Origin of the sequence: Mycoplasma corogypsi (genome assembly GCF_045276875.1) — a bacterium.
GTDB classification, from domain to species: Bacteria; Bacillota_I; Bacilli_A; order Mycoplasmatales; family Metamycoplasmataceae; genus Mycoplasmopsis; species Mycoplasmopsis corogypsi.
Map to the genome: position 1 here is coordinate 718,828 of NZ_CP174163.1, position 24,871 is coordinate 743,698.

General features: G+C 30.9%; 29 protein-coding genes, 2 tRNA genes and 1 pseudogene. 2 read left to right on the forward strand and 30 right to left on the reverse strand.

Annotated features, from left to right (window positions below):
* Positions 1-104 precede the first annotated feature (104 nt).
* A tRNA-Lys gene (locus ACJA23_RS03015) sits at positions 105-180 on the reverse strand.
* Positions 181-186: 6 nt separating this feature from the next.
* Positions 187-272: transfer RNA gene (locus tag ACJA23_RS03020), tRNA-Leu, on the reverse strand.
* A 269-nt stretch (positions 273-541) separates the two neighbouring features.
* Here ACJA23_RS03020 and ACJA23_RS03025 point away from each other — a divergent pair.
* Positions 542-1,591, forward strand: a complete 1,050-nt coding sequence (locus ACJA23_RS03025) for a hypothetical protein (RefSeq protein ID WP_406613865.1) — start codon at positions 542-544, stop codon at positions 1,589-1,591.
* Positions 1,592-1,667: 76 nt separating this feature from the next.
* Here the strand turns inward: ACJA23_RS03025 and rplO are convergent, their stop codons facing one another.
* From rplO to ACJA23_RS03140, 23 genes and pseudogenes are all read right to left on the reverse strand, one after another.
* Positions 1,668-2,108, reverse strand: coding sequence for a 50S ribosomal protein L15 (gene rplO / locus ACJA23_RS03030; RefSeq protein WP_406614761.1), 441 nt, complete (start codon positions 2,106-2,108; stop codon positions 1,668-1,670).
* 8 nt (positions 2,109-2,116) lie between these two features.
* Positions 2,117-2,731, reverse strand: coding sequence for a 30S ribosomal protein S5 (gene rpsE, locus ACJA23_RS03035; RefSeq protein WP_406613867.1), 615 nt, complete (start codon positions 2,729-2,731; stop codon positions 2,117-2,119).
* 1 nt (position 2,732) lies between these two features.
* Positions 2,733-3,083 carry a 50S ribosomal protein L18 gene (rplR, locus tag ACJA23_RS03040; RefSeq protein WP_406613869.1) on the reverse strand — a complete coding sequence of 117 codons (351 nt, stop codon included), beginning with the start codon at positions 3,081-3,083 and terminating at the stop codon, positions 2,733-2,735.
* A gap of 24 nt (positions 3,084-3,107) precedes the next feature.
* On the reverse strand, positions 3,108-3,647 hold the full coding sequence (gene rplF, locus ACJA23_RS03045) for a 50S ribosomal protein L6 (RefSeq protein ID WP_406613871.1): 540 nt from the start codon (positions 3,645-3,647) through the stop codon (positions 3,108-3,110).
* A gap of 9 nt (positions 3,648-3,656) precedes the next feature.
* Positions 3,657-4,052 carry a 30S ribosomal protein S8 gene (gene rpsH / locus ACJA23_RS03050; protein ID WP_406613873.1) on the reverse strand — a complete coding sequence of 132 codons (396 nt, stop codon included), beginning with the start codon at positions 4,050-4,052 and terminating at the stop codon, positions 3,657-3,659.
* A gap of 2 nt (positions 4,053-4,054) precedes the next feature.
* The gene (locus tag ACJA23_RS03055) at positions 4,055-4,240 is read right to left on the reverse strand and encodes a type Z 30S ribosomal protein S14 (protein ID WP_004795389.1); all 186 of its coding nucleotides are present in this window, start codon (positions 4,238-4,240) and stop codon (positions 4,055-4,057) included.
* On the reverse strand, positions 4,240-4,785 hold the full coding sequence (gene rplE / locus ACJA23_RS03060) for a 50S ribosomal protein L5 (protein ID WP_406613876.1): 546 nt from the start codon (positions 4,783-4,785) through the stop codon (positions 4,240-4,242). The genes ACJA23_RS03055 and rplE overlap by 1 nt, the downstream gene beginning before the upstream one ends.
* Before the next feature lie 2 nt (positions 4,786-4,787).
* Positions 4,788-5,111, reverse strand: coding sequence for a 50S ribosomal protein L24 (rplX, locus tag ACJA23_RS03065; protein ID WP_406613878.1), 324 nt, complete (start codon positions 5,109-5,111; stop codon positions 4,788-4,790).
* 41 nt (positions 5,112-5,152) lie between these two features.
* The gene (gene rplN / locus ACJA23_RS03070; RefSeq protein WP_406613880.1) at positions 5,153-5,518 is read right to left on the reverse strand and encodes a 50S ribosomal protein L14; all 366 of its coding nucleotides are present in this window, start codon (positions 5,516-5,518) and stop codon (positions 5,153-5,155) included.
* A gap of 1 nt (position 5,519) precedes the next feature.
* Positions 5,520-5,789, reverse strand: a complete 270-nt coding sequence (rpsQ, locus tag ACJA23_RS03075; protein WP_406613882.1) for a 30S ribosomal protein S17 — start codon at positions 5,787-5,789, stop codon at positions 5,520-5,522.
* A 2-nt stretch (positions 5,790-5,791) separates the two neighbouring features.
* A complete protein-coding gene (gene rpmC, locus ACJA23_RS03080; protein WP_406613884.1) occupies positions 5,792-5,986 on the reverse strand; it encodes a 50S ribosomal protein L29 in 195 nt (64 codons plus the stop codon).
* Positions 5,987-5,988: 2 nt separating this feature from the next.
* Entirely contained in the window at positions 5,989-6,408 is a 420-nt protein-coding gene (gene rplP / locus ACJA23_RS03085; protein ID WP_406613886.1) for a 50S ribosomal protein L16, read from the reverse strand.
* Complete coding sequence (rpsC, locus tag ACJA23_RS03090; RefSeq protein ID WP_406613888.1) at positions 6,386-7,060, reverse strand: 30S ribosomal protein S3; 675 nt, start codon at positions 7,058-7,060, stop codon at positions 6,386-6,388. Before rpsC ends, rplP begins: the two co-directional genes overlap by 23 nt.
* Complete coding sequence (gene rplV / locus ACJA23_RS03095; protein ID WP_406613890.1) at positions 7,060-7,401, reverse strand: 50S ribosomal protein L22; 342 nt, start codon at positions 7,399-7,401, stop codon at positions 7,060-7,062. Before rplV ends, rpsC begins: the two co-directional genes overlap by 1 nt.
* The gene (gene rpsS / locus ACJA23_RS03100; RefSeq protein WP_406613892.1) at positions 7,401-7,676 is read right to left on the reverse strand and encodes a 30S ribosomal protein S19; all 276 of its coding nucleotides are present in this window, start codon (positions 7,674-7,676) and stop codon (positions 7,401-7,403) included. Before rpsS ends, rplV begins: the two co-directional genes overlap by 1 nt.
* Entirely contained in the window at positions 7,676-8,524 is an 849-nt protein-coding gene (rplB, locus tag ACJA23_RS03105; RefSeq protein WP_406613894.1) for a 50S ribosomal protein L2, read from the reverse strand. Before rplB ends, rpsS begins: the two co-directional genes overlap by 1 nt.
* Before the next feature lie 158 nt (positions 8,525-8,682).
* Positions 8,683-9,177: a 50S ribosomal protein L23 gene (gene rplW / locus ACJA23_RS03110; protein WP_406613897.1), complete on the reverse strand. Its 495-nt coding sequence runs from the start codon at positions 9,175-9,177 to the stop codon at positions 8,683-8,685.
* Positions 9,177-9,824, reverse strand: coding sequence for a 50S ribosomal protein L4 (gene rplD / locus ACJA23_RS03115; protein WP_406613899.1), 648 nt, complete (start codon positions 9,822-9,824; stop codon positions 9,177-9,179). Before rplD ends, rplW begins: the two co-directional genes overlap by 1 nt.
* A gap of 173 nt (positions 9,825-9,997) precedes the next feature.
* A pseudogene (gene rplC / locus ACJA23_RS03120) lies at positions 9,998-10,621 on the reverse strand (50S ribosomal protein L3); the annotation flags it as partial.
* A gap of 20 nt (positions 10,622-10,641) precedes the next feature.
* Entirely contained in the window at positions 10,642-10,947 is a 306-nt protein-coding gene (gene rpsJ, locus ACJA23_RS03125; RefSeq protein WP_406613901.1) for a 30S ribosomal protein S10, read from the reverse strand.
* A 367-nt stretch (positions 10,948-11,314) separates the two neighbouring features.
* Positions 11,315-11,707 carry a thioredoxin family protein gene (locus tag ACJA23_RS03130; protein WP_406613903.1) on the reverse strand — a complete coding sequence of 131 codons (393 nt, stop codon included), beginning with the start codon at positions 11,705-11,707 and terminating at the stop codon, positions 11,315-11,317.
* Complete coding sequence (locus tag ACJA23_RS03135) at positions 11,655-13,163, reverse strand: hypothetical protein (RefSeq protein WP_406613905.1); 1,509 nt, start codon at positions 13,161-13,163, stop codon at positions 11,655-11,657. Before ACJA23_RS03135 ends, ACJA23_RS03130 begins: the two co-directional genes overlap by 53 nt.
* Positions 13,164-13,165: 2 nt before the next feature.
* Positions 13,166-14,818: a ribonuclease J gene (locus ACJA23_RS03140; RefSeq protein WP_406613907.1), complete on the reverse strand. Its 1,653-nt coding sequence runs from the start codon at positions 14,816-14,818 to the stop codon at positions 13,166-13,168.
* Between the two features lie 382 nt (positions 14,819-15,200).
* On the opposite strand from ACJA23_RS03140, the gene ACJA23_RS03145 reads away from it, so the two are divergent.
* Positions 15,201-17,084 carry a hypothetical protein gene (locus tag ACJA23_RS03145; RefSeq protein WP_406613909.1) on the forward strand — a complete coding sequence of 628 codons (1,884 nt, stop codon included), beginning with the start codon at positions 15,201-15,203 and terminating at the stop codon, positions 17,082-17,084.
* Between the two features lie 54 nt (positions 17,085-17,138).
* Here the strand turns inward: ACJA23_RS03145 and pgmB are convergent, their stop codons facing one another.
* From pgmB to ACJA23_RS03170, 5 genes are all read right to left on the reverse strand, one after another.
* Positions 17,139-17,807, reverse strand: a complete 669-nt coding sequence (gene pgmB, locus ACJA23_RS03150) for a beta-phosphoglucomutase (RefSeq protein ID WP_406613911.1) — start codon at positions 17,805-17,807, stop codon at positions 17,139-17,141.
* On the reverse strand, positions 17,800-20,172 hold the full coding sequence (locus tag ACJA23_RS03155; protein ID WP_406613913.1) for a glycosyl hydrolase family 65 protein: 2,373 nt from the start codon (positions 20,170-20,172) through the stop codon (positions 17,800-17,802). Before ACJA23_RS03155 ends, pgmB begins: the two co-directional genes overlap by 8 nt.
* Positions 20,173-20,181: 9 nt before the next feature.
* Positions 20,182-21,822, reverse strand: a complete 1,641-nt coding sequence (locus ACJA23_RS03160) for an alpha-amylase family glycosyl hydrolase (RefSeq protein WP_406613915.1) — start codon at positions 21,820-21,822, stop codon at positions 20,182-20,184.
* Between the two features lie 6 nt (positions 21,823-21,828).
* Positions 21,829-23,841: an alpha-amylase family glycosyl hydrolase gene (locus ACJA23_RS03165; protein ID WP_406613917.1), complete on the reverse strand. Its 2,013-nt coding sequence runs from the start codon at positions 23,839-23,841 to the stop codon at positions 21,829-21,831.
* Between the two features lie 348 nt (positions 23,842-24,189).
* Positions 24,190-24,867 carry a GntR family transcriptional regulator gene (locus ACJA23_RS03170; protein ID WP_406613919.1) on the reverse strand — a complete coding sequence of 226 codons (678 nt, stop codon included), beginning with the start codon at positions 24,865-24,867 and terminating at the stop codon, positions 24,190-24,192.
* Between the last annotated feature and the right edge of the window lie 4 nt (positions 24,868-24,871).

Genomic DNA, 24,871 nt, shown 5'->3' on the forward strand with positions numbered 1-24,871 from the left:
TAAACTACTTGTTTGGTTAAGCAAAATTTAAATTTTTATTAATACTGTAAAAAAATAAAATAAAAAAAACTGAGGTTTCTCAGTTTTTGGTCAATTTCTTGAAATGGTACGTCCTAGAGGATTCGAACCTCTGACCCAATGGTTAAAAGCCATTTGCTCTACCTGCTGAGCTAAGGACGCACATCATGGTGCCCAGAACTGGACTTGAACCAGCACGGTATTGCTACCGAGGGATTTTAAGTCCCTTGTGTCTACCATTCCACCACCTGGGCGATTTGTTTGCTTTATAATTATATACTAAATTAATTAATTTTCAAATAAAAAATAAAATATTTTTTATTGTTTATTTCTAACTTGTTTAGTGTTAATATTTTACCATAGATTTTGTTTATAACAAGAAAATTATGAGTTATTTTGATTAAAAATTTTAATAGATCAGTTTAGAGCTTAAAATTACACTTATTTGCTGATTATTAGGGCTTAAAAGTAAAATAAAGCTTTATTAAAAAATAGTATAATTTTAATATTAAATGAGGATTTTATGAAACTAAGAAGATTTTTTGTACCATTAGGGTTTTTAACCATTATTTCTGTACCAATTTCGCTAGCTGTAGCCACTCCCTATATTTACCAAAAAAATGAAGCACAATTTAAGTCGAATATGGAGAGTTATATTCAAAATAACCTTGAATTACTTGACAAAAGCGTTGAATATAAAAAGCGTTATGGTAAAGTACAAAATTTAGATGAATTAAAAAAACTATACCATGAAATAGAGCTACAAGTTGACAAAAGAAACTATCTAATCAGGGAATTGGAAAATATATCTAAATCTTTAGAAACTCAAATAGCAGTTTTACAAAAATCCTTTTATGACTTAATATTAGAAAACTTAAATAGTATTTTAGCTAAAATAAATACTGCTTTAAATGCAAATAACACTAAACCAGCAAGTTTCCAGGTCTTAAGCAATGAAGCTAACTTAATTGTGCAAAATTTAGCTGATAAAATAAAACAAGCAGATACGCTTGAAAAAAGTGTGAGAGATGCTGTGGTAAGTATGAGCGATTCAGACCAAAAAACAATGTGGTTTGGTGTAATTAATGATAATGTTACATTTAATAAATTACAAGAGTTAGAAACTCAATTTATCCCTATTTATCAAGATATTAATAATAAATTAGTAGAAAAATTATATGAAACAATCCGCTTTGATCAAGAAAGCTTTAATATGTTTCAAAATGTAGTTGATGAATATTTAGCTATTAGTGATATAAATGATTTAAGTTTAAGTGATTTAATGATGCATTATTTTAATTTCCAAAATTCAATGAGTGAAATAGCTAAAATAATGCGTCAAGAAACATACATCAAAGTAGGATTTAAGTACCAAAACCTTGAAAACACTAGATGAAATGATGTAGATGAAAAACAAGTATCTCCATTAAAAGATAACTATCCATTTACAATTAGTGATATTCAAATAACAAAATTAGACCAAGATAAAACACTACAAATTGATTTTAAGATTAATTTAACTAGTTTAATTACTATTGATAAAACCGTTAAAATTGGTCCATTTAAGGCTTAAATGTAATATAAAAAACACTATAACATGATGCGTTATAGTGTTTTAATTTTGAAATTATTGAATTGAAATTTGGTTATTATAAAGCTTCAACTTTTCCACCAGCTTTTAAGATAGCAGCTTCTGCTACTTCACTGATTTTGTGAACTCTAACTACTAATGGTTTATTAAATGATTCTGCACCATTACCTAAAACTTTGATAGGTAATGTTCTTTTTACTAATCCTTTAGCAAAAAGTGATTCAATAGTAACTTCTTCATTTGCTTGGTATGAGTTTTGTAATTGTGATAAATTCACAACTTGGAATTCAATGTGGTTAACGTTTGTAAATCCACGTTTTCCGATACGACGGAATCATGGTGTTTGACCCCCTTCGAATCCTAATCTGTGTCCTGAACGTTTATTTTGTCCTGATTGACCTTTACCTGCTTGTTTTCCTTTTCCTGCTGCGTGACCACGACCTTTACGGTGTTTTTCTGGTCTTGAACCTTCTGTAAAGCTTAATTCGTGTAATCTAATTCTAGCCATTATTTTAACTCCTCAGCTTTTTTGTCTCTAATGAATAGAATTTGTTCTACTGTTCTTAAAGATTGTAAAGCTTTTAGTGTAGCTTTAACTGTGTTAGCTTTGCTACGTGAACCATATGTTTTTGTAACGATATCTGTGTAACCTGCAAGTTCAACAACAGCACGTACTGTACCTGAAGCAATAAGCCCTTTTCCTTCAGGAGCTGGTTTTAACATAACTCTAGATGCTAAGAATTTAGCTTTAATTTCGTGAGGAATTGTTCCTTTAACAACTGGAACTGAAACAAGGTTGTTTTGTGCATCTTTAATAGCTTTTTTAATTGCATCTGGAACTTCGTTTGCTTTTCCGTGTCCAAATCCAACTAATCCTTTTTTGTTTCCTACTACAACAAAGGCTGAAAAGCTGAATCTACGTCCACCTTTAACAACTTTAGTAACACGTGCAATATCAACAACTTTTTCAGTAAATTCAGATTCAACTTTAGGACGACGTGGTTTTCTTACAAATTGACGTTTTTCTGATGGTTGTCCATCTTTTACTTCACGTTTAGGAGCTCTTTTAGCTGCAACTTCTTGAGTTCCTGCTTGTTCAACTTTTTTAGTTTCTTTTTCCATATTAGAATTTAACTCCTTTTTCTCTTACTGAATCAGCAAATGCTTTAACACGACCATGGTAAATGTATCCACCACGATCAAATACTACTTCTTGAATACCTAATTTAGAAATTTTTTCACCCATTTCTAAACCTAATTCTTTAGCAGCTGCAACGTTTCCACCGTATGTTGATGATTTTAAAGTAGAAACACTTGCTAAAGTAATACCTTTAGAGTCATCGATTAATTGTGCGTAAAAGTTTTGGTGTGATTTGAAAACATTTAAACGTGGTTTGTTAGCTGTACCAACGATGTTTTGACGTGAACGAACGTGTTTAACTTTTCTAGCTTGATTACGTGATAATTTTGCCATATTTTTCTACCTACAGCCTCAAAACTATTTAGAAGCTGTTTTCCCTTCTTTACGTCTAATTTGTTTACCTTTGTAGCTAATACCTTTACCTGAGTATACACTAGGTTTTCTAACTTCTCTAACTACTGCTGCGAAGTGGTTTACGTCTTGTTTATCAATACCTGAAACTTCAACTTCAGTTGGTTTACCAACTTTAACTGTAATTCCTTGTGGAACTTTTAGCACAAATGGATGTGAATAACCAGCTAAAATTTCTAGTTCTTCACCTTTAAGAGTTGCTTTATATCCAACCCCTTTAATTTCTAATTCAACTTTGTAACCTTCAGAAACACCTTTAATCATGTTTCCAATGTGTGAGTTTGTTGTACCGTGTAATTGTTTTGTGTGTTTTTCTTCATTACTACGGTATGTTCTAACTGTGTTGTCAGCTACTTCAATTTTGATTAATGGACTGAAAACTCTTTCAAGTTTACCTAATTTACCTGAAACTGTAACTTTTGTTCCTTCAACAACAACTGTTGTTCCTTGAGGAATGCTTAAAATTCTATTTCCTACACGAGACATTTAAGTTACCTATCAAATGAAGGCAATAATTTCACCACCAACATTTGCCTTTCTAGCTTCATTTCCTGTCATTAATCCTTTTGATGTAGAGATAATTACTGTTCCATAACCTGATAATACTGATGGAATTTCATCAGATTTAACATAAACTCTAAGTCCTGGTTTTGAAACTCTTTTAATACCAACGATTGCTGATTGGTTTTTCTTGTATTTTAATGTAACAACGATTTCTTTATTTACGCCTTCACCTTTTACTTCGTATGAGTTGATGTAACCTTGTTCTTCGATTAGCTTAACAATAGCTTCTTTTTTAGCTGAATATGGAATTGATACAGTTTTGTGTTTTCTAGCGTTAGCGTTTTTAATTCTAACAATTAAATCTGAAATTGGATCTGTAATAAACATAATTATCAACTCGCTTTCTTCACACCTGGAATCTTACCTTCGTGAGCAAGATTTCTAAAACAGATACGACATACTTTATATTTTCTTAAAACTGAATGAGGTCTTCCACATAGTTCACATCTTGTGTAAGCACGTGTTGAGAACTTAGGGTGACGTTTAGCTTTTTCGATTAATGCTTTTCTAGCCATTATTTAGCTCCTTTTTTCTCGAATGGTACACCAAGTAATTCTAATAATGATTTGGCTTCTTGATCAGATTGAGCAGTTGTTACGATTAGGACGTCAAGTCCTTTAATACGACGAATTTTGTCAAATTCGATTTCTGGGAAGATGATTTCTTCTTTGATACCGATAGCACAGTTTCCTCTACCATCAAATGCTTTAGGGTTAGCACCTCTAAAGTCACGAATACGAGGCATTGCAACATTAATTAATTTTTCTAGAAAATCTCACATTCTTTCTCTACGTAAAGTAACTTTTCCACCCATAGGCATTCCTTCACGTAATTTTCATGATGCGTTTGATTTTTTAGCTCTTGTTTGATATGGTTTTTGAGATGAAATAAGTGTTAATTCTTGTAAAACTTCTTCTACTGCTTTTGAGTTAGAAACTTCTTTTCCAGCTGTCATGTTTAAGACGATTTTTTCAATTCTTGGAACTTGCATGATTGAAGAGTAGTTGTATTGTTCTTTTAAGGCAGGTACTACTTTTTCTTTATATAAGTTTTTTAACATAATTAGATTTCCTTCTTAGTTTTTCTTACAACTCTTACTTTTTTTCCATCTTTGTTAGTTGTGTATCCAAGTTTTGAATAAGTTGCTGAAGCAGTTTTTGTTGCTTTTTTAACTAAATAAGCAACATTTGAAGCATGAATAGGTGCTTCGATTTCAGTTATAGAACCGTCATGGTTTTGTTGTGTTGGTTTGTTGTGTTTTGTAACAATGTTTAAACCTTTGATGATAACTCTGTTTTCTTTAGCTAGAACTTTTTCAATAGTTCCAATTTTCCCTTTTTCTTTTCCAGCGATAACGATAACTTCGTCGTTTTTCTTCAATTTCATATTTTCTCCTATTTAATAAGCGCTTAATATAAGTAGGTTGATTATAAAACTTCTGGTGCTAATGAAACGATTTTTGGGAATTTTTCACGTAGCTCACGAGCTACTGGTCCGAAAACACGAGTTCCACGTGGAGTTAAATCATCTTTAATAATTACTACTGCATTGTCATCAAAACGAATGTATGATCCATTATCACGGTGAATTCCGTAGTGTGAACGAACTACAACCGCTTTTACTACTGCATGCTCTTTAACTACACCATCTGGCATAGATTTTTTAACTGAACATACTACAATATCACCAATGTTTGCTGTTTTCTTTTTAGATCCACCTAAAATACGAATAATTCCAACTTCTTTTGCACCTGAGTTATCAGCTACATTTGCTCTTGAAAGTTCTAATAACATATTAGTTTACTCCTTGAATTGCAGTTTGTTTTACTGAAACAAGTCTGAAACGTTTTGTTTTTGAAAGTGGTCTAGTTTCCATAATAACAACGATGTCACCTAATTTAGCAACATGTTCTTCATCATGAACAGCGAAACGTTTGGTTGATTTGAAACGTTTTGAGTATTTTGGATCTTTTTTGTATGTATCAACAGCAACAATAATAGTTTTTAGTGACTTCCCTGCTGAAACAACAGTTCCAACAAGGGTTTTTCTTGTATTTCTTTCCATAACTATTTTGCTCCTTTTTCACTTAAAGCTGTAAGTGCTCTAGCAATGTCTTTTCTAATAACTGAAATTTTGTGTGTTTCTTTTAAATCACCTGTTACGTTTCTGTATCTTAAAGTAAATAATTCAGCTTTTAAATCACTAACTAATTGCTTTAATTCTTCAACAGATTTAGCTTGTAGTTCTTTGTATTGTGCCATAATTATTTATCTCCTTCTCTTTTAACGATTTTTCATGTTACAGGTAATTTGTGCCCAGCTAAACGTAGAGCATCACGAGCGATGTCTTCTGGAACTCCGGCAACTTCGAACATCATTGTGTTAACTTTAACTGGTGTGTATCATAATTCAGGTGTTCCTTTCCCTGATCCCATACGAACACCAATTGGTTTACTAGTTTTAGCAAAGTGAGGGAAAATTCTAATAATAACTTGCCCTTCACGACCCATTCTACGTGTAGCAGCGATACGAGCTGATTCAATTTGACGAGCTGTAACTAATGCTGATGAAGAAGCTTGTAATCCGTATTCACCAAATGAAACTGTGTTTCCTTTTGTAGCTTTACGTTTGTCGTGTTTTACTAAAAATGGTTTTCTATATTTAGTTCTTTTTGGTTGAAGCATGTTGTTTTTCTCCTTCCAAAATTTCACCTAATGATACTCAAACTTTAACACCGATAGCACCGTATGTTGTTCTCGCTGTTGCTGTTGCATAGTCTACGTTTTGTCTTAATGTGTGAAGTTTCATTTCACCTTCTGAATAACCTTCACTTCTAGCCATATCAACACCGTTTAGACGCCCTGAAACTTCAGTTTTAATACCTTTAGCTCCAGCACGCATAGCCATTCTCATTGCAGCTTTTTGAGCTGAACGGAAGCTTTCACGGTTTTCTAATTTAGCAGCAATCATGTCTGATAATAATGTTGCGTTTAATTCTGAAGTCGCAAGTTCTACAACTTGGACATTAATGTGTGCTTTTCTATTTTTTAAGTGTTTTTGTAATTTTGTTGTTAGTTCTTGAATGTTTTTACCTTCACTACCTAACATTGCAGCTGGTTTAGCTGTGTGAACGATAACTGTAATTTTGTTTGCTTGTGAACGTTTTACTTGTACTTTACCAATTTGGTATTGACGAACTAATTTATCGAAAAATTTGTAGATTTTAGCATCTTCTACTAAATATGTACCAAAGTTTTCTTTTTCTGCGTATCACACTGAGTTGTGTGGTTTTGAAATTCCATAACGGAATCCATTTGGATTAACTTTTTGACCCATTAGTTTCTCTCCTCTAATACGATTGATAAATTAGATGTTCTTTTTAAAATTGAGTAAGCTCTACCTTGACTTCTTGGTTGGAATCTTTTTAGTGTTGGACCTTCATTTACATAAACTGTTTTAACAAATAATTTTGACGCATCCATTCCGTGATTGTTAGTTGCATTTGCAATAGCTGATTTAAGTAATTGGATAAAAATTGGAGCCGATTTTTTAGATGTATTGTGTAGGATACCTAATGCTACACTAACATCTTTTCCTCTAAATAAAGCTGCTACAAGTTTAGCTTTTTTAACACTAACTCTTTGAAGTTTTACGTGTGCGACTGCTTGTTGAGCCATTATTTTTTCTTCCCTTTATCTGCACCATGACCTGTATATGTTCTAGTAGGTGCAAATTCTCCTAATTTGTGTCCAACCATATCATCAGTTACGTAAACTTCGATAAATTTGTTTCCGTTGTGTACTGCAAATGTTAATCCAACAAATTCTGGGAAAATTGTTGAACGTCTTGATCAAGTTTTGATAGGTTTTTTAGATTTAATTTCTAACATAACCTCAACTTTTTTCATTAAGTGATCGTCTACGAATGGACCTTTTTTAAGACTACGTGCCATTATTTAGCGTCCTTTCTTCTTCTTAAAATAAGTTTATTTGAAGATTTTTTAGTTTTTCTTGTTTTAACACCAAGAGCTTTTTTACCTCATGGAGTAAGTGGGGCTTTACGACCGATTGGTTGTTTACCTTCCCCTCCTCCATGTGGGTGGTCTACAGGGTTCATAACTGAACCACGAACTGTAGGTCTGATTCCTTTATGTCTGTTAATTCCAGCTTTACCAACGTTAACAAGTAAATGTTCTTCGTTACCTACAACTCCGATTGTTGCACGGCAACGTGCTAAGATACGACGTGTTTCACCTGATTTTAGTTTTAACACTACGTATTTTCCGTCATCGTCTTTACCTAAGATTTGAGCAGATGTACCAGCACTACGTGCTATGATACCTCCACCTCCAGGTTGCATTTCAATGTTGTGAATGAATGTACCTTCAGGAATGTTAGTTAATGGTAATGAGTTACCTACTTTAATATCAACATTTTCTGTTCCTGAAATAACAACTTGTCCTAATTCAATTCCTTTAGGAGCTAATATGTATCTTTTTTCTCCATCTGCATACGCTAATAAACAAATGTTTGCTGATCTGTTTGGATCGTATTCGATTGTTTTAACTACAGCAGGAATGTTGTCTTTATTACGTTTGAAGTCTACTAATCTGTAGAATCTTTTTACACGTCCTCCGTGATGTCTAACAGTAATTTTACCTTGGTTGTTTCTACCAGCATTATTTCTTAAATTTACTAAAAGAGATTTTGTTGGTTTGTGACCTGATAAATTGTGTCTGTAATCAAGAGAAGACATATTTCTACGACCGTTTGTAGTTGGCTTATAATGTTTAATTGCCATTGTCTTTTTTCTCCTTTTGCTTAAAAATAGTTGCGGTGTTATCTTTTAAGCAAGTATATATACAAATTTACCGCATTATGATTACGTAATAACTAAATGTATAAAAGTGTGTATAAAAAATGTATTAAGTGTATAAGTACAAGTTTTAAAGCTGGTTATTATTCACCACCAACTTTACGTTTTGTTGTTGTTTTTTTAACTGGTGCTTTAGCAGCTTTAGTTGCTGTAGTTTTTGAAGCAGTTTTTGGAGCTTTAGCAGCAGCTGGTTTTTTAGCTAATTTAGCAGCAACTTTAGCTTCAACATCTGTTGCTTTTGCAGCTTTAGCAGCTTTTGTTGTTGCTTTTGTTACTTCTTCTGCTTTTTGTGCTTCATCTTCAGGTAAGTAGTTCATTACTGAGTCTTTTGAAACTCAAATCATAGCTTTTTTGTAACGGTTAGTAAATCCATTAAATCTTCCAACTCTTTTTGGTTGTTTTTCAACTTTAATTGTGTTTACTTTTGTAACTTTAACTTTAAAGATTGTTTCAACAGCGTTTTTAATTTGAAATTTTGAAGCGTGGTAATCTACTTTAAATGTGAATACACCTTTTGTTCTTTGTGTATCAGTTTTCTCAGTTAAAATAGGTGCTTTAATAACATTTGTTAATTCCATTATTTAGCTCTCCCTTCAATAAGTTTTAAGCTTTCGCTTGATAAAATCATTACGTCAGCTCCTAATAATTGTTCAACGCTTAATGAATTTGCTTTAGTAGTTGTAACGTTTTTTAAGTTTCTAGCTGATAAAAATACATTTACGTCTTCAGTTACCACTAAAACTCTTTTCAAATCCATAACATTTAATTTTGTTAATGATTCAACTAGTTCTTTTGTAGAAGGTTTAGCTAATTTAAAGTCTTCAACTGCAACTGCTTTAGCTTCTGCTAGCATTGTTAAAGCTGAAACAAATGCAGCGTATCTAACTTTTTTGTTAACTTTTAATGTGTAGTTTCTGTTTGGTTTAGGCCCAAAAGCTCTACCACCACCTACGAATACTGGTGATCTAAGTGATCCAGCACGTGCTCTACCTGTACCTTTTTGTTTTCAAGGTTTTTTACCTGTCCCTGAAACTTCAGCACGGTTTTTAACTTTGTGAGTTCCTTGACGTCTTGATGCTCTATCTGAAATAATAGTATCGAAAATAGCTTGTTCGTAGATTTTTTCACTAGCAAATAAACTTGCTGGTAATTTAGCTTTAAATTCTACTGTTTTAGCAACTTTTTCATTAACGATGTTTACGTTTGCTTTATTTGCTTTAGCCATTATTTATTCCCTTCAGCTTGAGCTTCGGCAGCTTCGATTAATTGTTTTAATTCAGATGAGTGCATTCCTACTGTAACTTCAACGTTGTATTTTTTAGCTTTTTCAACTAATTCATTCATTAAAATAACTTCTTCAACGTCAACTAGTTTGATAGCTGTGTGGCTTGGTAATCCTTTAACAGCTTGTTTAACCATTACATAAGATTTTTTAGCTCCTGGAATTGATCCTTTAACTAAAAGTAAGTTGTTTTGAGCGTCAACTTTAACAATTTCTAAGTTTTGAACTGTTGTTTTAACATGTCCTAAGTGTCCAGGCATTGTCATACCTTTAACAACTCTGTTACCTGAAATATCTCCAAGTGATCCGGTTTGACGAACAGGTTGAGAACCTCCCCCTCCACCGTGTGATTTAGGTCCGATGTGTTGGTTGTGTCTTTTAATTGTTCCAGCGAACCCTTTACCTTTTGAAATACCAGTAATATCTACTAGTTCTCCAGCTTGGAAAATGTCAGCTTTAACTTCTTGTCCAAGTTCGAAACCTGACATATTACGAACTTCTTTTACGAAGCGCTTAGGTGTTGTGTTTGCTTTTTTGAAGTGTCCAGCTTCAGGTTTGTTGATTCTGTTTGCTTTTTTATCAAATACAGCAAGTTGAGTTGCAACGTAACCGTTTTTGTCAGCTGTTAACACTTTTGACACAACATTTGGTTGTACTTCTATTACAGTCACAGGAACACTTAATCCTGTTTCGGTGTAAATTTGAGTCATACCAACTTTACGTCCTAAGATTCCTTTCATATTTACTCCTTAAATTGGTTTTATTTAACTTTAACTTGAATTTCAACACCTGCTGGTAATTCAAGTCTTTTTAGTTTGTCTTGCACCTCTGCAGATGGGTTAGTTAGAACAACTAATCTTTGGTGTGTTCTACTTTCGAACTGTTCACGTGATGTTTTATTAACGTGAACTGATCTAAGAATTGTAATTTCTTCCATCTTTGTAGGTAATGGAACAGGTCCACTTACTTTTGTTTTAGTTTCTTTAGCTAGTAAATGAACTTTTTCAGCAGCTTCATCAACTAAAGCGTGGTCAAATCCCTTAACTTTGATGTTTAATTTTGACATTGTTGTCTCCTTTGTTCTTTGCTGAACATAACTCCCTACAAAAACCTACAGTGTACTCGACAACGCATTGCACTGTAGCAACCTTATAGATCATAGCTATTGTAGCTTTACAATTATAGAGTAATTTATATTTTTTCAAAACCGAAAAATATAATATTTTTGAGTAATTTTTTTATAGCCAATTTACTAACAACTCTTCTCGGTGTATCGAGTTGGCTACGCTATTAATTATATATGTATTTTTTAGAAAAACAAACGAATTTTTACAATATATTATAGCAGCTTATAACTGTCGTTTTTAAGCAAGTAAAAAGATATAAAAAAAAGAACCCAAAAGCTTCAATTTGGGTTCTTTTTAACTTTATTACTAAGATAATTGTTTTTCGATTCAGTTACTTAAAACTTCTTCAGGAATATATTCGTAACCTTTTTCAATAATTTGACCTTCTTTAATAAATAACATTGTAGGTACTCTTAAAACTTGATATTTAGTATTTGGATTTCTAAACATTTGCGATTCTTCAGCATCTACTTCCATAAATGTTATTTGTTTATTGTTTTTATATTTTTCATAAACTTGATTTAAGATTGGTTTCATCATCTTACAATCACCACATCATTTAGTTGTAAACACTAGAAAAATTAATTGATCACTGTGCATTTGTTCAATAATTTTTTCGGCTTTTTCTCATTTTAATTCTTGCATTTTACCACCATATTGTTTTATTTTGTTTTTTGTTATTTTGTTTTTTGTCTTCATTAATACCTAAATTAGACATTCCGGCATTATTTTCAAACAATAAATCAATTTCATCTTTTTCGTCAGCAGTTTTAACTAAATTAATCACTTCACCAGTTTTTACATTATCTAAACTATCATACATACTATAGTTATCTAAACTTAAAATTGTTTCAATAGTATTTTGTTGTTTTTTATTAGGAAGTTCAGATTCATCAACAGGTAATTCAACTTGTGTGGTTTGGACTGTGACATCTTCACCAAAAGTTTGAACTGTAAAATCCTCAAAATATTGAGAGTTATCAACTTGTGGTTCTTCTTTATGAGCAAACTTTTGTTTTGGCGGCATAAAGTCATTAGATGCTACATAAATTGAATTCATTTCATTTAAGTCAACATCTTCAATTAATGTCATAGTAGATCTATTGTCTAAAACTTCTTGAGCCGTAGTTTCTGATTTTTCAGGCTCATTTGGTAAAACTTGTTCAACTTCTTCAACTTTAGGAGTTACTGTTTCTTGAAGCTGAACGGTTGCTTCTGTTTTATTTAATTTTGCTAAAATTGCGTCCAAATCTTTAACTAATAAGTGTTGATAAAGTAGTTTAACAAACTTTTTATAGCTATCTATTTGGAATGAACGAGTTAAATTATAATGTTTTGCAGCTTGTTCTAAAAAGTCATAATATCAAATAATTAATTCACTTTTTAGGTAAAAACTTTTACCTTGTTTAACTTCATATCTAAGTTCATAAGTAGTTTTCTTTTTGTAAAATTTGTTTCTTAAAACTTCTTTCTTTTTAGCTTTAAAAATAAGTGGACTGAACACAATAATACTAAATGCCAGTGCTAAAGGTATAAACGGATAGGTAAAAACAACGGTTAAAGCACCTAGTAAGAATTCTATGATATACCCCATTTGTTTTAAGGTTTTGACTTTTTCGCGAAGATATTTTTGTACAAAACCGAATTCGAAAACTTTCTCTCAATTTTGATACTCAAGCCATTTGATGCCTGATTCCATAATAAAATAAACACTATAAGCCAAGCAAATTGCAGCTATAAAGTGTCAAATTAATAGTTTTCTAACTTTTGACACAATGAAACTGAATGGCACTTGTTTATGACGCTTGAAGTATTTATAAGTTCTGTTATACATTCGTAAGTTAAAACCTAAAAGCACTATATATGATCATAAAAAGAAAATAATAATGAAGTTAGCAAAACCAAAAGCTAATGAAGTTGTAAAATGCACAATTCATTTAAAAGAACTATGATCTACAATACTAAAAGCATCCAAAAACACAAAAAGCGTGTAAGTCAAAGTTAGTAAAAACGAAATACTAAAGTTAGCTATAGCTTTTTTTCTTCTTTTTGCAACAATTGGTGCAGAAGTGTTATCTAAATAGCTATTTTGAATTTTTAAAGTATCATAAACCTGTTTTAAGGTTGCCTTTTTAGATGTAGTGTTTTGTTTCATAATTAATTATTTGTGATTGTTAAAGCAATCATTGGGTCTTTGTCTGTAAGTTTGAAAATTCTTTTTCTAATTGTTTTTCTTAATCTTTCGTTAATTTCACGCATAGAAGTGAATTTTCCTTCATCCATAATCTCAATAATTACCTTTTTAATTAAAGTGGTAATACGATCTTGATCTGCTTCGTCAATTACACCAACGTAATTAACATGTAATTTACCTACTAATTGTTTAGTTTTTGAAGAATAAAGTGCGTTAATGATAATAACACCTTCTCTCCCTAATGATTCTCTTTCAGCGATAACTTCAGAAGAAATGTCACCAATTCCGAATCCATCGATTATTGTGTCACTTACATCTTTAATTTTATCGCTTGTACTTACTAAATTACCATCAGTATAACGAGCAATTTTTCCATTTAATAGGATTACATTGGTAATTTCTTTTTTATCATCAATATTTTCTTCAATAAAATTAGCAGCATCAACTAAATAACGGTATAAACCTTGAGTTGGTATAAAAGTTTTAGGTTTTAAAGCATTAACCGCGTCTAATAAATCTTGTTTTGTAGGTCTAACGATAAAAAATTCTTGGTCACTAATATCATAAAGTTTTGGTGCAATTCTCGCTATTTCATCAAGTGATAAACTTGACATAGATTCTAAACCATTAACCGGTGGAGCTAGCATAATAACAGTATCATTTGCATTTAATTTTAAGTAAACATCGTTATTATCAGTAATTCTTAAAAATCTAGTATATAAACGTTCAATAGAACCAGTTACTAATACCACTGCATTTTTGTGTTTGTTTATAAATTTATAATCAATAATTTGTGGTAATCCTAATTCTGGATGTAGTTTGCTAATTAAGTATAAAATTTGTGCGTAAGTTTTACCGTAAGTAATTAAAGGACGATTGTATTGGATTGCAAACCTTAAAACATGTTCTAAAGCTACCATTTCTTCATCATAAGCCCCAACAATAATTCTCGCATCTTCACTTGTGGTTTCAAAAGCTGTTTTTACTTGTTGGTATTTGTTTAATTTATCAATTGCTTTTCCTGAATAATTACTTTTTCCTGCATCTGAAACAAAAGCATTGATTTTTCTATTTTTAAATTGATTAGCAATCTCATTAAATGAAGTTTTACCGAAAATACCTAAATCACCTTCAACATAGTTAAACATAAATAAGTAATCACCAGTTTTAGTTTGAAAATTAAAACCTAAATTTCCAGGAATACATCCAGTTAATTTTATTGGAACTACTTTTAGTGATCCAATTTGTTTTTTAGTGTCAATAACTTCAATTTTATAGTCATTATTGTTGATTTTATATTTGTTTAGTCTTTCTTGAATAAAAACTTTATTAAAAGCTGAAGTATAAATTTTAACCCCAGGAATTTTCATTACAAGTCAAGGTAAGGCGCTAAAACTTTCGTTTTTAATGTCTGTTATAAAAACACCTTTGATGTCATCTTTATATTTTTCTAAATATGAAAAATTGGGAATTAAGGTATCAACTCCATTGTGGGAGTTAATTGGAATCTTTACACCACAATTAATCACATAAATATCTTTATTGTACTCTAGCACATATGAATTCTTACCGTTTTCATCTTGTCCACCGAGTGCAAAAATACTTACATTCTCCATTTTTCTCCTAAATTATTTTGTGAAATCTGACCTAAAAGCGAGTAATTTCGGCAGTTTTTATAATTATACAAAATAACGCCTTTAATTTGTCCGTATTTAGTGCTAAATTAGTATTATTTTAGTTTAATTTTAGGCTAAAAAGTTTTTAGACTAAAATTTAGATTCAATTACTCTTAAAATCTGCTTTTTTGGACTGAAAAAGTAGATTTTTACTATGTTTTAATAATATCACTAATAGTGTATTTATGGGACTAAAAAAATTTTAAAATATTGTAAAATATGCATACTAGTCAAAGTGCTTAAATTTCCAGTATGTTTTTTACTAATTTGTAAATTCCTTATTGATGTATTTTGGCACTAAATACTGCTTGTAAGGACAAAGATGAGAAAAGCGAAGAAATTTTTATTACCTTTAATTGCTCTAAGTAGTTTTTCATTAATGACAAGTGTTGCAATGTCATGTGATGAAATAGAAACTATAGCAAAAGACAAAAAAGAAGAAGCTAAAAAAGATGAATCTGCTAAAGAAGCTGATAAAATTGATAAGGGAAGCCAGACTACACCAAGTGAAAGTGATAGTGGCCAAACAGACACAAAACCTACTCCAGTTGAACCTGAAAAACCATCCAATCCAGACACACCAATAAGTCCTGAACAAGGTGGAGGAGATAGTGAAACTAAACCAAAACCTGTTGAACCAGAGGTTCAACCTGAACCACAGCCTGAGCCTGTAAATCCGCAACCAGAACCAGCAGTTTCAAACATTGAAGCTGGAGGAACAGCTCATAAATATTTACAAGTAAATAAATATGTTGAGATTGTAAAAGGTTTAAGTTTAGAGCCAAACTCTCTTGTTCACTTGCAAATAAGTAATTTTATGCCATTTAATAAGAATGGATTAAATGTTAAAACGGTTAACGTCTCAGCTTATGATGATCAAGCTGGAACATTAGAATTTAGCGCAACAGGAACTTATAACGGTAAAGATTTTAATACTGGTGCTGTATCTGTGAGTGGTTTTTTACCTCCAAAAAGAATTCAATCTATTGACTATGAATTTAGTAAAGATTATTTAATTCAAAACAAAATAATTAAAAACGAATTACCTAACTGGCCAGCAGAAAAAGTTATTCCAATGTTTTCTAAGTTAAAGGCATTTACCTTTGAAGAAAATGGTAGAATGGCTGAATATAATTTGATCAATTTGGTAAAAAGTGGAACAGCAGTCGTTAAAAGAGCGACATTTAATAATAATGGTGTTTTATCCCTAGATTTAAGACAAAGAATACAAAAAATGCATAATGGTGTCACAACAGATACCGAATCAAGCTTCTTAAATAGAGAAGATATTAGAGTTGAAGGTTATAGCGAAACCAATGTTTTAGAATACATTAGCAAAAACCATATGATTGAAGGTAGTGGAATAAGCCAACCAAGAAATAATATTTATGCTTCATATTGAACACAACTTTATCGTTCACACCCTAAAGGTCAAATCCTAATTTCTTATTGAGTTGTTGATCCACAATGAGCTGAATTTACTAGATGAGATGCAAACAGTAAAGCCGAAAAAGCTAAAATACAAGCTTTCACAACAGGATTAAAAACAAACGATTTAGAAGGTAAATTATTCTTAACTCAATCATTAAAATGAATTAATGGAAGCGAAGAGGTAGCTGCTGAAATTACTGGTAAAACCTATGAAATCAGCGGATTTAAAACTATTTCTAAAGACTTTTTAAGCAAAATTTTAAGAACACAACAAAAACAAAACACTATTGATAAATTAGCTAAGAAATATATCGATTCACAGCATGCTTCGAAAGTGTTTGATACACCTGAAACACTAGGTCCGATCATCGGTCAACTAGCTTCAAATAGTAATCCATGAGTTTTTATTCGTCCTTCATCAAGTGATGACTTCCATTCAAATAATCAAGTGCCATTTAATCCAAATAATTATTTTAATTTATTAATTAGACCAAGTGAAGCAGTTGTAGATTATGTTGAATTAAGTACCAAATATGAGCCACATACTTCTGACATCATAATCGGTGATAACAAAGATTATTTAGATGTTAACGGAATTAGTATGAATAATGTTAGTTTCACGATTAATTCAATTGATACCAATACTAAAAAAATAAATATTACAGTAAAAACTACTGTAACTATTGGCATTTCAAGCTCAAATGGTACAAACAATAATTATAGTGAAATTGAAATTCCTTTATCTACAACACAAGATTATCGTTATAGTGCCTAATCAAAAAACTCTGCATCATGGCAGAGTTTTTATTTTGAATTAATTTATCATTAATTATTTACTAGCTGATTGAATGATTTTATCAAAGTCTAATTCGCTAGTAGATTGTAAAACTAAATCAGCTTTTGAAAAATCTTCTTTATTTCCGTGTGTAATAGCTACTGAATAGATTTTAGCGTCGTTTAACCCTTGAATACCAGCAACTGCGTCTTCAAAACCGACACATTCACTAGCTTTAGCGCTAACACCTTCTGCTGCTTTTAAGAAAATATCTGGAGCTGGTTTTCCGTGTTTAATATCACCTGGGTAAACAATATAATCAAACATATCTTTTAGTTCTAATTTTTCTAAAATCATAGGTGCGTTATAGCTACTTGAAGCAATTGACAATTTAACACCTGCTTTTTTAGCATCATTTAATAATTTCACAACACCAGGAAGTACTGAATTTTTATTAACTGTAGTTCTTAAAAGCTCTACATATAAGTTGTTTTTAGTTTCACAAAGCTCTAATAATTTAGTTTCAGATAAATTAAGATCAGGTTTTTTCATCAAAATAATAGCTTTTAGAGTATCTAAACGAGGTAATCCTCTTAGTTTTTCATTATCTTCGTGAGTGTAATCGATACCTAATTCTTTAACAATTTGTTTTCAAGCTTCAAAGTGTAAAACTGCTGTATCAGTAATAACACCATCTAAATCAAATACAAAAGCTTTAATCATGTTTTACCTCAAATGTTTGCATTTGTTGTCCAATTAAGTGTTTTTGATTTAGTACATAAATTTCACGAGCTTCTGAACTATTAATTGCTTGAATTGTAAACTGATTTTGATTTACATTAACTTCAAAATCAGATCCTTGGTATTTAAATTTATATCTTAATTTAGTTCATTGTTTTGGTAATACTGGGCTTAAAAATAGCTTATCATCGTGTCAATCTAAACCACCAAAACCAAAAATAATCATTTGTCAAATAGCAGCAAGAGAACCAGCATGAATTCCAGCATCAGAAGTATGCATGCTTGGACCTAAATCGATGTTAATTCCATATTTAAAGATTTTGTATGCTTCTTCCATTTTTCTAAGTCTAGCAGCTTCAATAGCGTAAGTTGCAGGACTTAATGAAGAATCATGGGTAGTAATTGGTTCATAATAATCAAAGTTGGCTTTACGAATCTCTTCATTATATAGGTGTGGAAGGATATTTAACAATAATACAACATCAGCTTGTTTAACTAATTGACCGCTTAAACGAATATGTCCTTCTTTGGTGTGAAATAATTTTTTACCTGCATCGCCAAGCATTTGGAATGGTTTTACATCATTTAACGGTAATTTTAGGAACTGATCATTTTCAGCAATAATTAGTTGTTCATTTGATAATTGTTGTTTTAGTTTTTCAGATACATCCTTCATTTTAGAAACACCAATTTTATATGGTAGTTTTGAAAGCACTTTTTCAAGTAATTTAGGATTTGTAGCTTTTAATTCACCAATAAATTTAAGTGCTAAGTCAATATTTAATTTAGCAAACATATTAATGTAAGCGTTGTTATCAATATTTCCTTTGTACTCATTTGGTCCCATAACATCTAAAATTGAGTAAGTTCCGTCAGCCTGTTTTTCAGCACGATTTGTGTAAAATCAAGCTGTATCAATAACCATTTCATAACCCATTTTGTCCATAAATTCTTGGTCTTTAGTTACTTGATAGTATTGATTAATTGCGTAAGCAATATCAGCTGAAACATGGATTTCTTGTCTTCTTGAAGCAATTGGAACTTGCTCACCAGTTACCACATCTGCTTGACCTCAATATGGACATACTTCTCCATCGGTAGGTCATGCCATTTCTCAAGGATATTGAGCACCTTCAAGATTGCTTTCTTGTTCTCTTAATTTAACTTCTTGAGCTTTTGCTCTAGCACCTTTAATCCCTTTATATCTATATGTTAGTAAGTTTCTAACAACTTGAGGATCATTAAATAAGTAGTTTGGATTAATGAAAAATTCTGTATCTCAGTAAGTGTGTCCTTGATATCCTTCACCACTTAGCCCTTTAGCACCTACGTTCATATTAGTTGTATTAGTTGGTACAAAGTTGTTTAAGTGGAAAATACCAAAGTCTAATGATAAACTATCGTATTGAGCTTCTTCGTTTCCTTCAATTTCAACAAAAAATCTGTTTCACACTTTTTGTTGCATTGCGCTAATTGATCTAGCTTTTAGTTCACTATAGCTAGAATTTTGTAGCATTAACATTTTTTCATTTGCGTTTTTCGAAACTTCTTCATCAGTTAATAGTAAGTTTTTGTCATCTACTGTAGTATGAACTGACATTAATTTTTCAAGTACTAAAACATCTCCAGCTTTTAGTTCTTGTGTAATTTTGAAGTAAATTTTACGTCTTTTAATGTCAATTAAATAGTCATCTCCACCACCAGTAATTAATTCTCCATTAACAAATAATTTTGTTACCATGTTGTGAACTACAAAACGCTTAGATAAAGTAGTTTTTTGTTCCATACGAAGTGATTCTTTTGATGGTCTTTGTTTTAATCCTTCGCTAAAGTGTTGAGTTCCGTTGTTAGTTACTTGACCATTAATTCCAGGGTGTAAGCTAACTTTAGCAATATTATCTGGAGTTTCAATAACTTTAATTTCAATTCTTTGAGCATAAACATTAACATCATCTTGTGAAACAAAACGCTCAAATTTCAACTCAAAAACACCATAATCACGGTCAGCTACGATATCACGAGTTAGATAACCCTCTTTAATGTGTAAAGTTTTGTTATACACATCTTTTTCATGTAATTCAAATTGTCTACCATTTAGGAAAATTGGTGTGGTTAAACAGTCAGCTAAATTAGCTAATTCAGGAACTTCATCTTTATTATCTTTGTTGAAAATACCATTTACGAAAAAGTCTTCTTTATTGTATGAAGTTTGTTCTTCATCAGCACTTCTAATACCTAAATACCCATTACCAAGAGAAAAAATACTTTCAGTTTTAGCAACAACACTTTTATCGAATTTTACTTGTGAAACTGTCTTTTCCTTTGGATTGTATTGTAAAAAATCCATAAATACTCCTTATTTTATTTTGACTAAAATTGACTCGTATGGTCTTAATTGATTTGTTACCACTTTATTATCAGTATAACTAGATAAAATTTGTGTTCCTGATACATTTTCTAGTTCTAATTGTTTGTTAGTTAAGTTAATATAAGCTTTAACTTTTTCACCATTAAATTCACGCTCTACGGTAATTAAGTTGTTGTCTAACACGTTCATTTTTGAGCTACCTAAAACTAAAACATCGTGTAAGTCTTCTTTTCTTAATTTAATTAAATGTTTATAAAAATGATAAATGCTGTTTGGGTTTTTTAAGGCATCAAAAACATTAATTTGTTCTTTGTTTCTACCTAGATTAATTCATGGTGATTTTCCTTTGTTAAATCCAGCGTTTTTGTGCGCACATCATTGCATTAGTGATCTACCTGCATCACGTGAATTGATGTTGCAATATAAAAGCATTTCGCTTTCTGAATATGTTTTAGACTCATCTACAAGCGCTTTAAATCCATTGTGAATATCACAATCTCTAAATTCATAACGAGAATTAAAGTGAGTATTTAATAACCCAATTTCTTCTCCATAGTAAATACACGGAATCCCTTTGATTGTAAGTAACATTAAAGCTTGTGATTTAGCACTCATTTCTCTAAATAAACCTTCATCACCTCAACGTGAAATACTTCTTGAAGTATCGTGATTTGATAAGAAGTTAGTAAACATATAAGGTTTAATTAGGTCATTTTCTTGAAACGGTTTTTGTTGGTAAACAAATTCTTTTACATCATAATTTGCATCATATCCGTTTCTTCCGGTTTGTTTTCCTCAACCAATTCATCATCAAGCAAAGTTAAAGTAGTTGTTTGAAACTTTATTTTTTCCAGTTCCATATTTTAATAATTCTTCAGCGGTTATACCACTAGCTTCACCAAGTGTGTAAGCATCTTTTTTGTCTTTAAGTGCTAATTCATTGAATTCTTTAAGTGATTCAACTGCACCTTTGCATCAAGCAAAGTAAGGGTTAGCTTCAACTTCATCAAAACTTTTAGCTACGTGTTTAATAGCATCAAGTCTAAATCCTCTAACACCTAATTTGTATCAAAAGTCAATAACATCAACCATTGCTTTAATTGTGTCTGGGTGTTCTCAGTTTAAATCAACTTGTTCTTTAGAAAATAAGTGGAAATAGTATCTATTTACACTTGGAACATATTCTCAAGCACTTCCACCAAAAATACTTTGAGCTTTAGCTTCTTCTTCGCTTAAGCTGTCTCTTCAAATAAAGTAATTGTGCTCAACATTATCACGGCTTTCGCATGCTTTCACAAATCAGTTGTGTTCATTTGAAACGTGATTTAAAACGATATCCATAATAATGTCAATACCGTGTTCGCTTGCTACTTCAGTTAATTTTTTAAAGTCTTCTAAAGTACCAAATTGTTTTCAAACACTTTTGTAGTCTAAAACATCATATCCAGCGTCAACAAAACGTGTTTCGTAAATTGGACAAAGTCAAATTGCGTTAATACCTAAATCTTTTAGATATGGCATTTTGGCGATAATACCTTGTAAATCACCATCTCCATCATTATTTGAGTCATAAAAAGAACGTGGGAAAATTTGGTAAATAATTTTGTCTTCTAACTTAATAGTTTTCATTAATTCCTACTTTCAAAGTAATAAGCTTGTGTGAGCTGGTACTTTGTTTAATTTAATTAAAGTACGACTTGATAAAATAACTTTATTTTCGTCAAAAATATATTTGTAATCTTGTTCACTAAAGTTGTGAATTACAACTACAGTTTTGTTATCAACTGTAACTTCAAAAATGATAATTCCTTGATATTTGTTTGTATGAACAAATTTTAATGATTCTAGAATTTCTTTATTTGTGCTTAATCTGAAGAATTTAGTTTCGTTTCTAAATTTATTTAATCTTGCAGTAAAATCAAATACTAAATCTCTAACCATTGGATGTTGTAAGTGTGCTCATTTTAATCCATTAACATAGTCAGTTGTTTTATAAGAATTTAAATGGTATCTATTTCCATCTGCATATTCATAAAATTCATCATCATAGTGAGATTGTTTAGTTCTATCACCATCCATACCAGTAATATCATTAGGTTTACTTTGCAATAGTTCGGTTCCAGCTAGCATCAGTTGTCTACCTTGAGTTAGTGTAGTCATCATTAACGCTTGTCTGTATCTAAAAATTCTTTCATCAAAACCTAAATCAAAACTTGAAACATTAATTTTGTCTCATAAAGTCATTCCATCATGACAGTGGCTGTAAGATAAGTTAATAGCTACATCATTAGCAAATGAATCATAAGGGTTGGTTTCAATATTGTTTTCGGCAGTAAATGGATAGCTAATTCCACCAACAACTGAAGCTAAAAATTCATCAAAGTGTTTTGAATCATTTTGGATTATTAAACCTTTATCATCCTCTTCTTCGTCACTTCCTTTTGTTGCATTTCTAACAGTATCGTTAAAGTAAGCAAAAGAAATATTATTTCCAGTTATACCTTTAACATAGGTGTTTTCATAAGGAATATCAGTGAATTTTCAAGCTTCACCGTGAAGCACAATATTTGGGTTTAGTTTTCTTAATTCAGTTGCTATTTCATTTAGTGTGCTTCCATGTAAAAATGAAGATAAATCAAATCTAAATCCATCAACATTAAACTCTTTGACATAGTATTTAAGTGAATCTAAAATGATTTTTTTCACCATTACTCTTTCATCAGCTAGTGGTGGATAATTTACTGGTTTTACTTCAGCTTCATTACGATAGTAGTAATTTGGCATAACATTGTTGTAAATGTTATTTGTCATCATATGGTTGTAAACTACATCTAAAATAACACTAACACCATTTTTATGAGCTTCATTTACAAATGTACGAAATTCTCTAATTCTAGCATACGGATCACTTGGATCTGTTGAATATATACCATTTAACGCAAAATAGTTGTGCGGATCATAACCTCAGTTATAGTTAGTTAATCAACCATTTCCTTCACCTTTTTGGTAAATTTTAGTTTCAAAATCATTAACTGTGTAAGTTGAATGAACTGGCAGTAGTTGTAAGTGAGTAACATTTAACTCTCTTAAGTAACCAAAAATATCTTCTTCAAGTGCAGCGTTAAAAGTTCCAAGTCTTTCAAGTTTATTTTCTTGATTTAATAAACTTGTAAAGTCTCTAATGTGTAGTTCATAAATTAATGGATCTACTTTGTTGTTTAAATTTGAAAGCAATTTAACTGGTCTGTTTCCTGCTTTTTCACTGTTTAAGTTAACAAAAGCACCTTTTCCAACTCTAGTTTCATCACCTTCTCAATTAAATCTACCTAAACTGTAAGCATAAGGATCTAAAGCAATAGTTTTAGTATCATCGTGGTGCACAATTCTAAATTGATAATATTTTCCGTCATATTTTGAACTAATTGATGCAGTTCAAATATGATCTTTTTTGTACATTGGAATAATTTGAACTGGTCTATTATCGGTATCTTTTTCAAAGATTAAAACTTCAACTTTTTTAGCAAGTGGTTGTCAAAGTCTAACAAAGATGGTATCACCTTCGTAACTAACACCTAATTTAGCATTTTTATCGCTATATATTGCATCAAAAGAGCTAAAATCATTATCATTTTTTCAATTAATATTCATAGCTAAAATATTATAAATTATTAGTATATTGTGGGTGTTAATATCTTAGTTTCTTGACGCATCAATATGAGCTAATTCCTTGCGTATTATCTTTGCTTAATCACGACAATAAATTACCAAAAATACTTAATAATTGCTTTTTTGGTAATTTTATTAGCTATTAATTAACTTTTTAGTTTTTCTTCAAAATAGTGTCTAAAACCTAATTTTAGGTCTAAATTTTCCACATTTCCACATTTTATACACACCCCTAATTTTAGGTGTTAATTTTTGTTATTTTTAGGCAGTAAAAAGAACAAAAAAGAGGCTAATAATTAGCCTCAAAACGATTTATAAAACTATCCTTAATTAGTTTATAGAAAATTCATGATGATTGAATTTGAAATATTTAGGATGAATGTAGAATTGACCAGCTACACAAATGCTATCACTGTCGTATCCAAAAAATCTAATTACTAAAGCAGGATTTTGACCAAACTTTTCAACATCCTCAAAAACTAATTCATAAACGACATTATGTAAATCTCCACGCTCACTTAAGAGATCAAATAATGGTTTTTCTGGGTGTACAGGTTCAAATGGGTCTAAATTTTTAAGTGATACGTAAACATCACCTTCACCCATTAGTTCATCTTTAATGTAATATCTTTTCTTAAAGTGTCTAAACCCTTCTACAAAAATAATGTGTTTTTCAACTGCTCATTGAGGTAATTGTGAAGCTCCTCCCCATTCATTTTGTAACACTTCTTCTCCGTCAATTTTTTCTACTTTAAGTAGCGTGCTTAAAGGTTTAACGAAGTTGTGGAAGTTTTCAGAAACAAAATGACCTCTTTTTTGGATTGAGTAAACTGCACCTAGTGAAGCTAGTTTTTGATAAACTGAAACGACAATGTTACGTGAACAACTAAATTTAGTCATTAGTTGGTGTTCACTTGGCATAATTTTATTAACCGGAACTTTACCTGATCTAATTAAATCAATCAAGTATGTAATAATTTGAGTTGTTTTTTTTGGACCTTGTGTCATATAT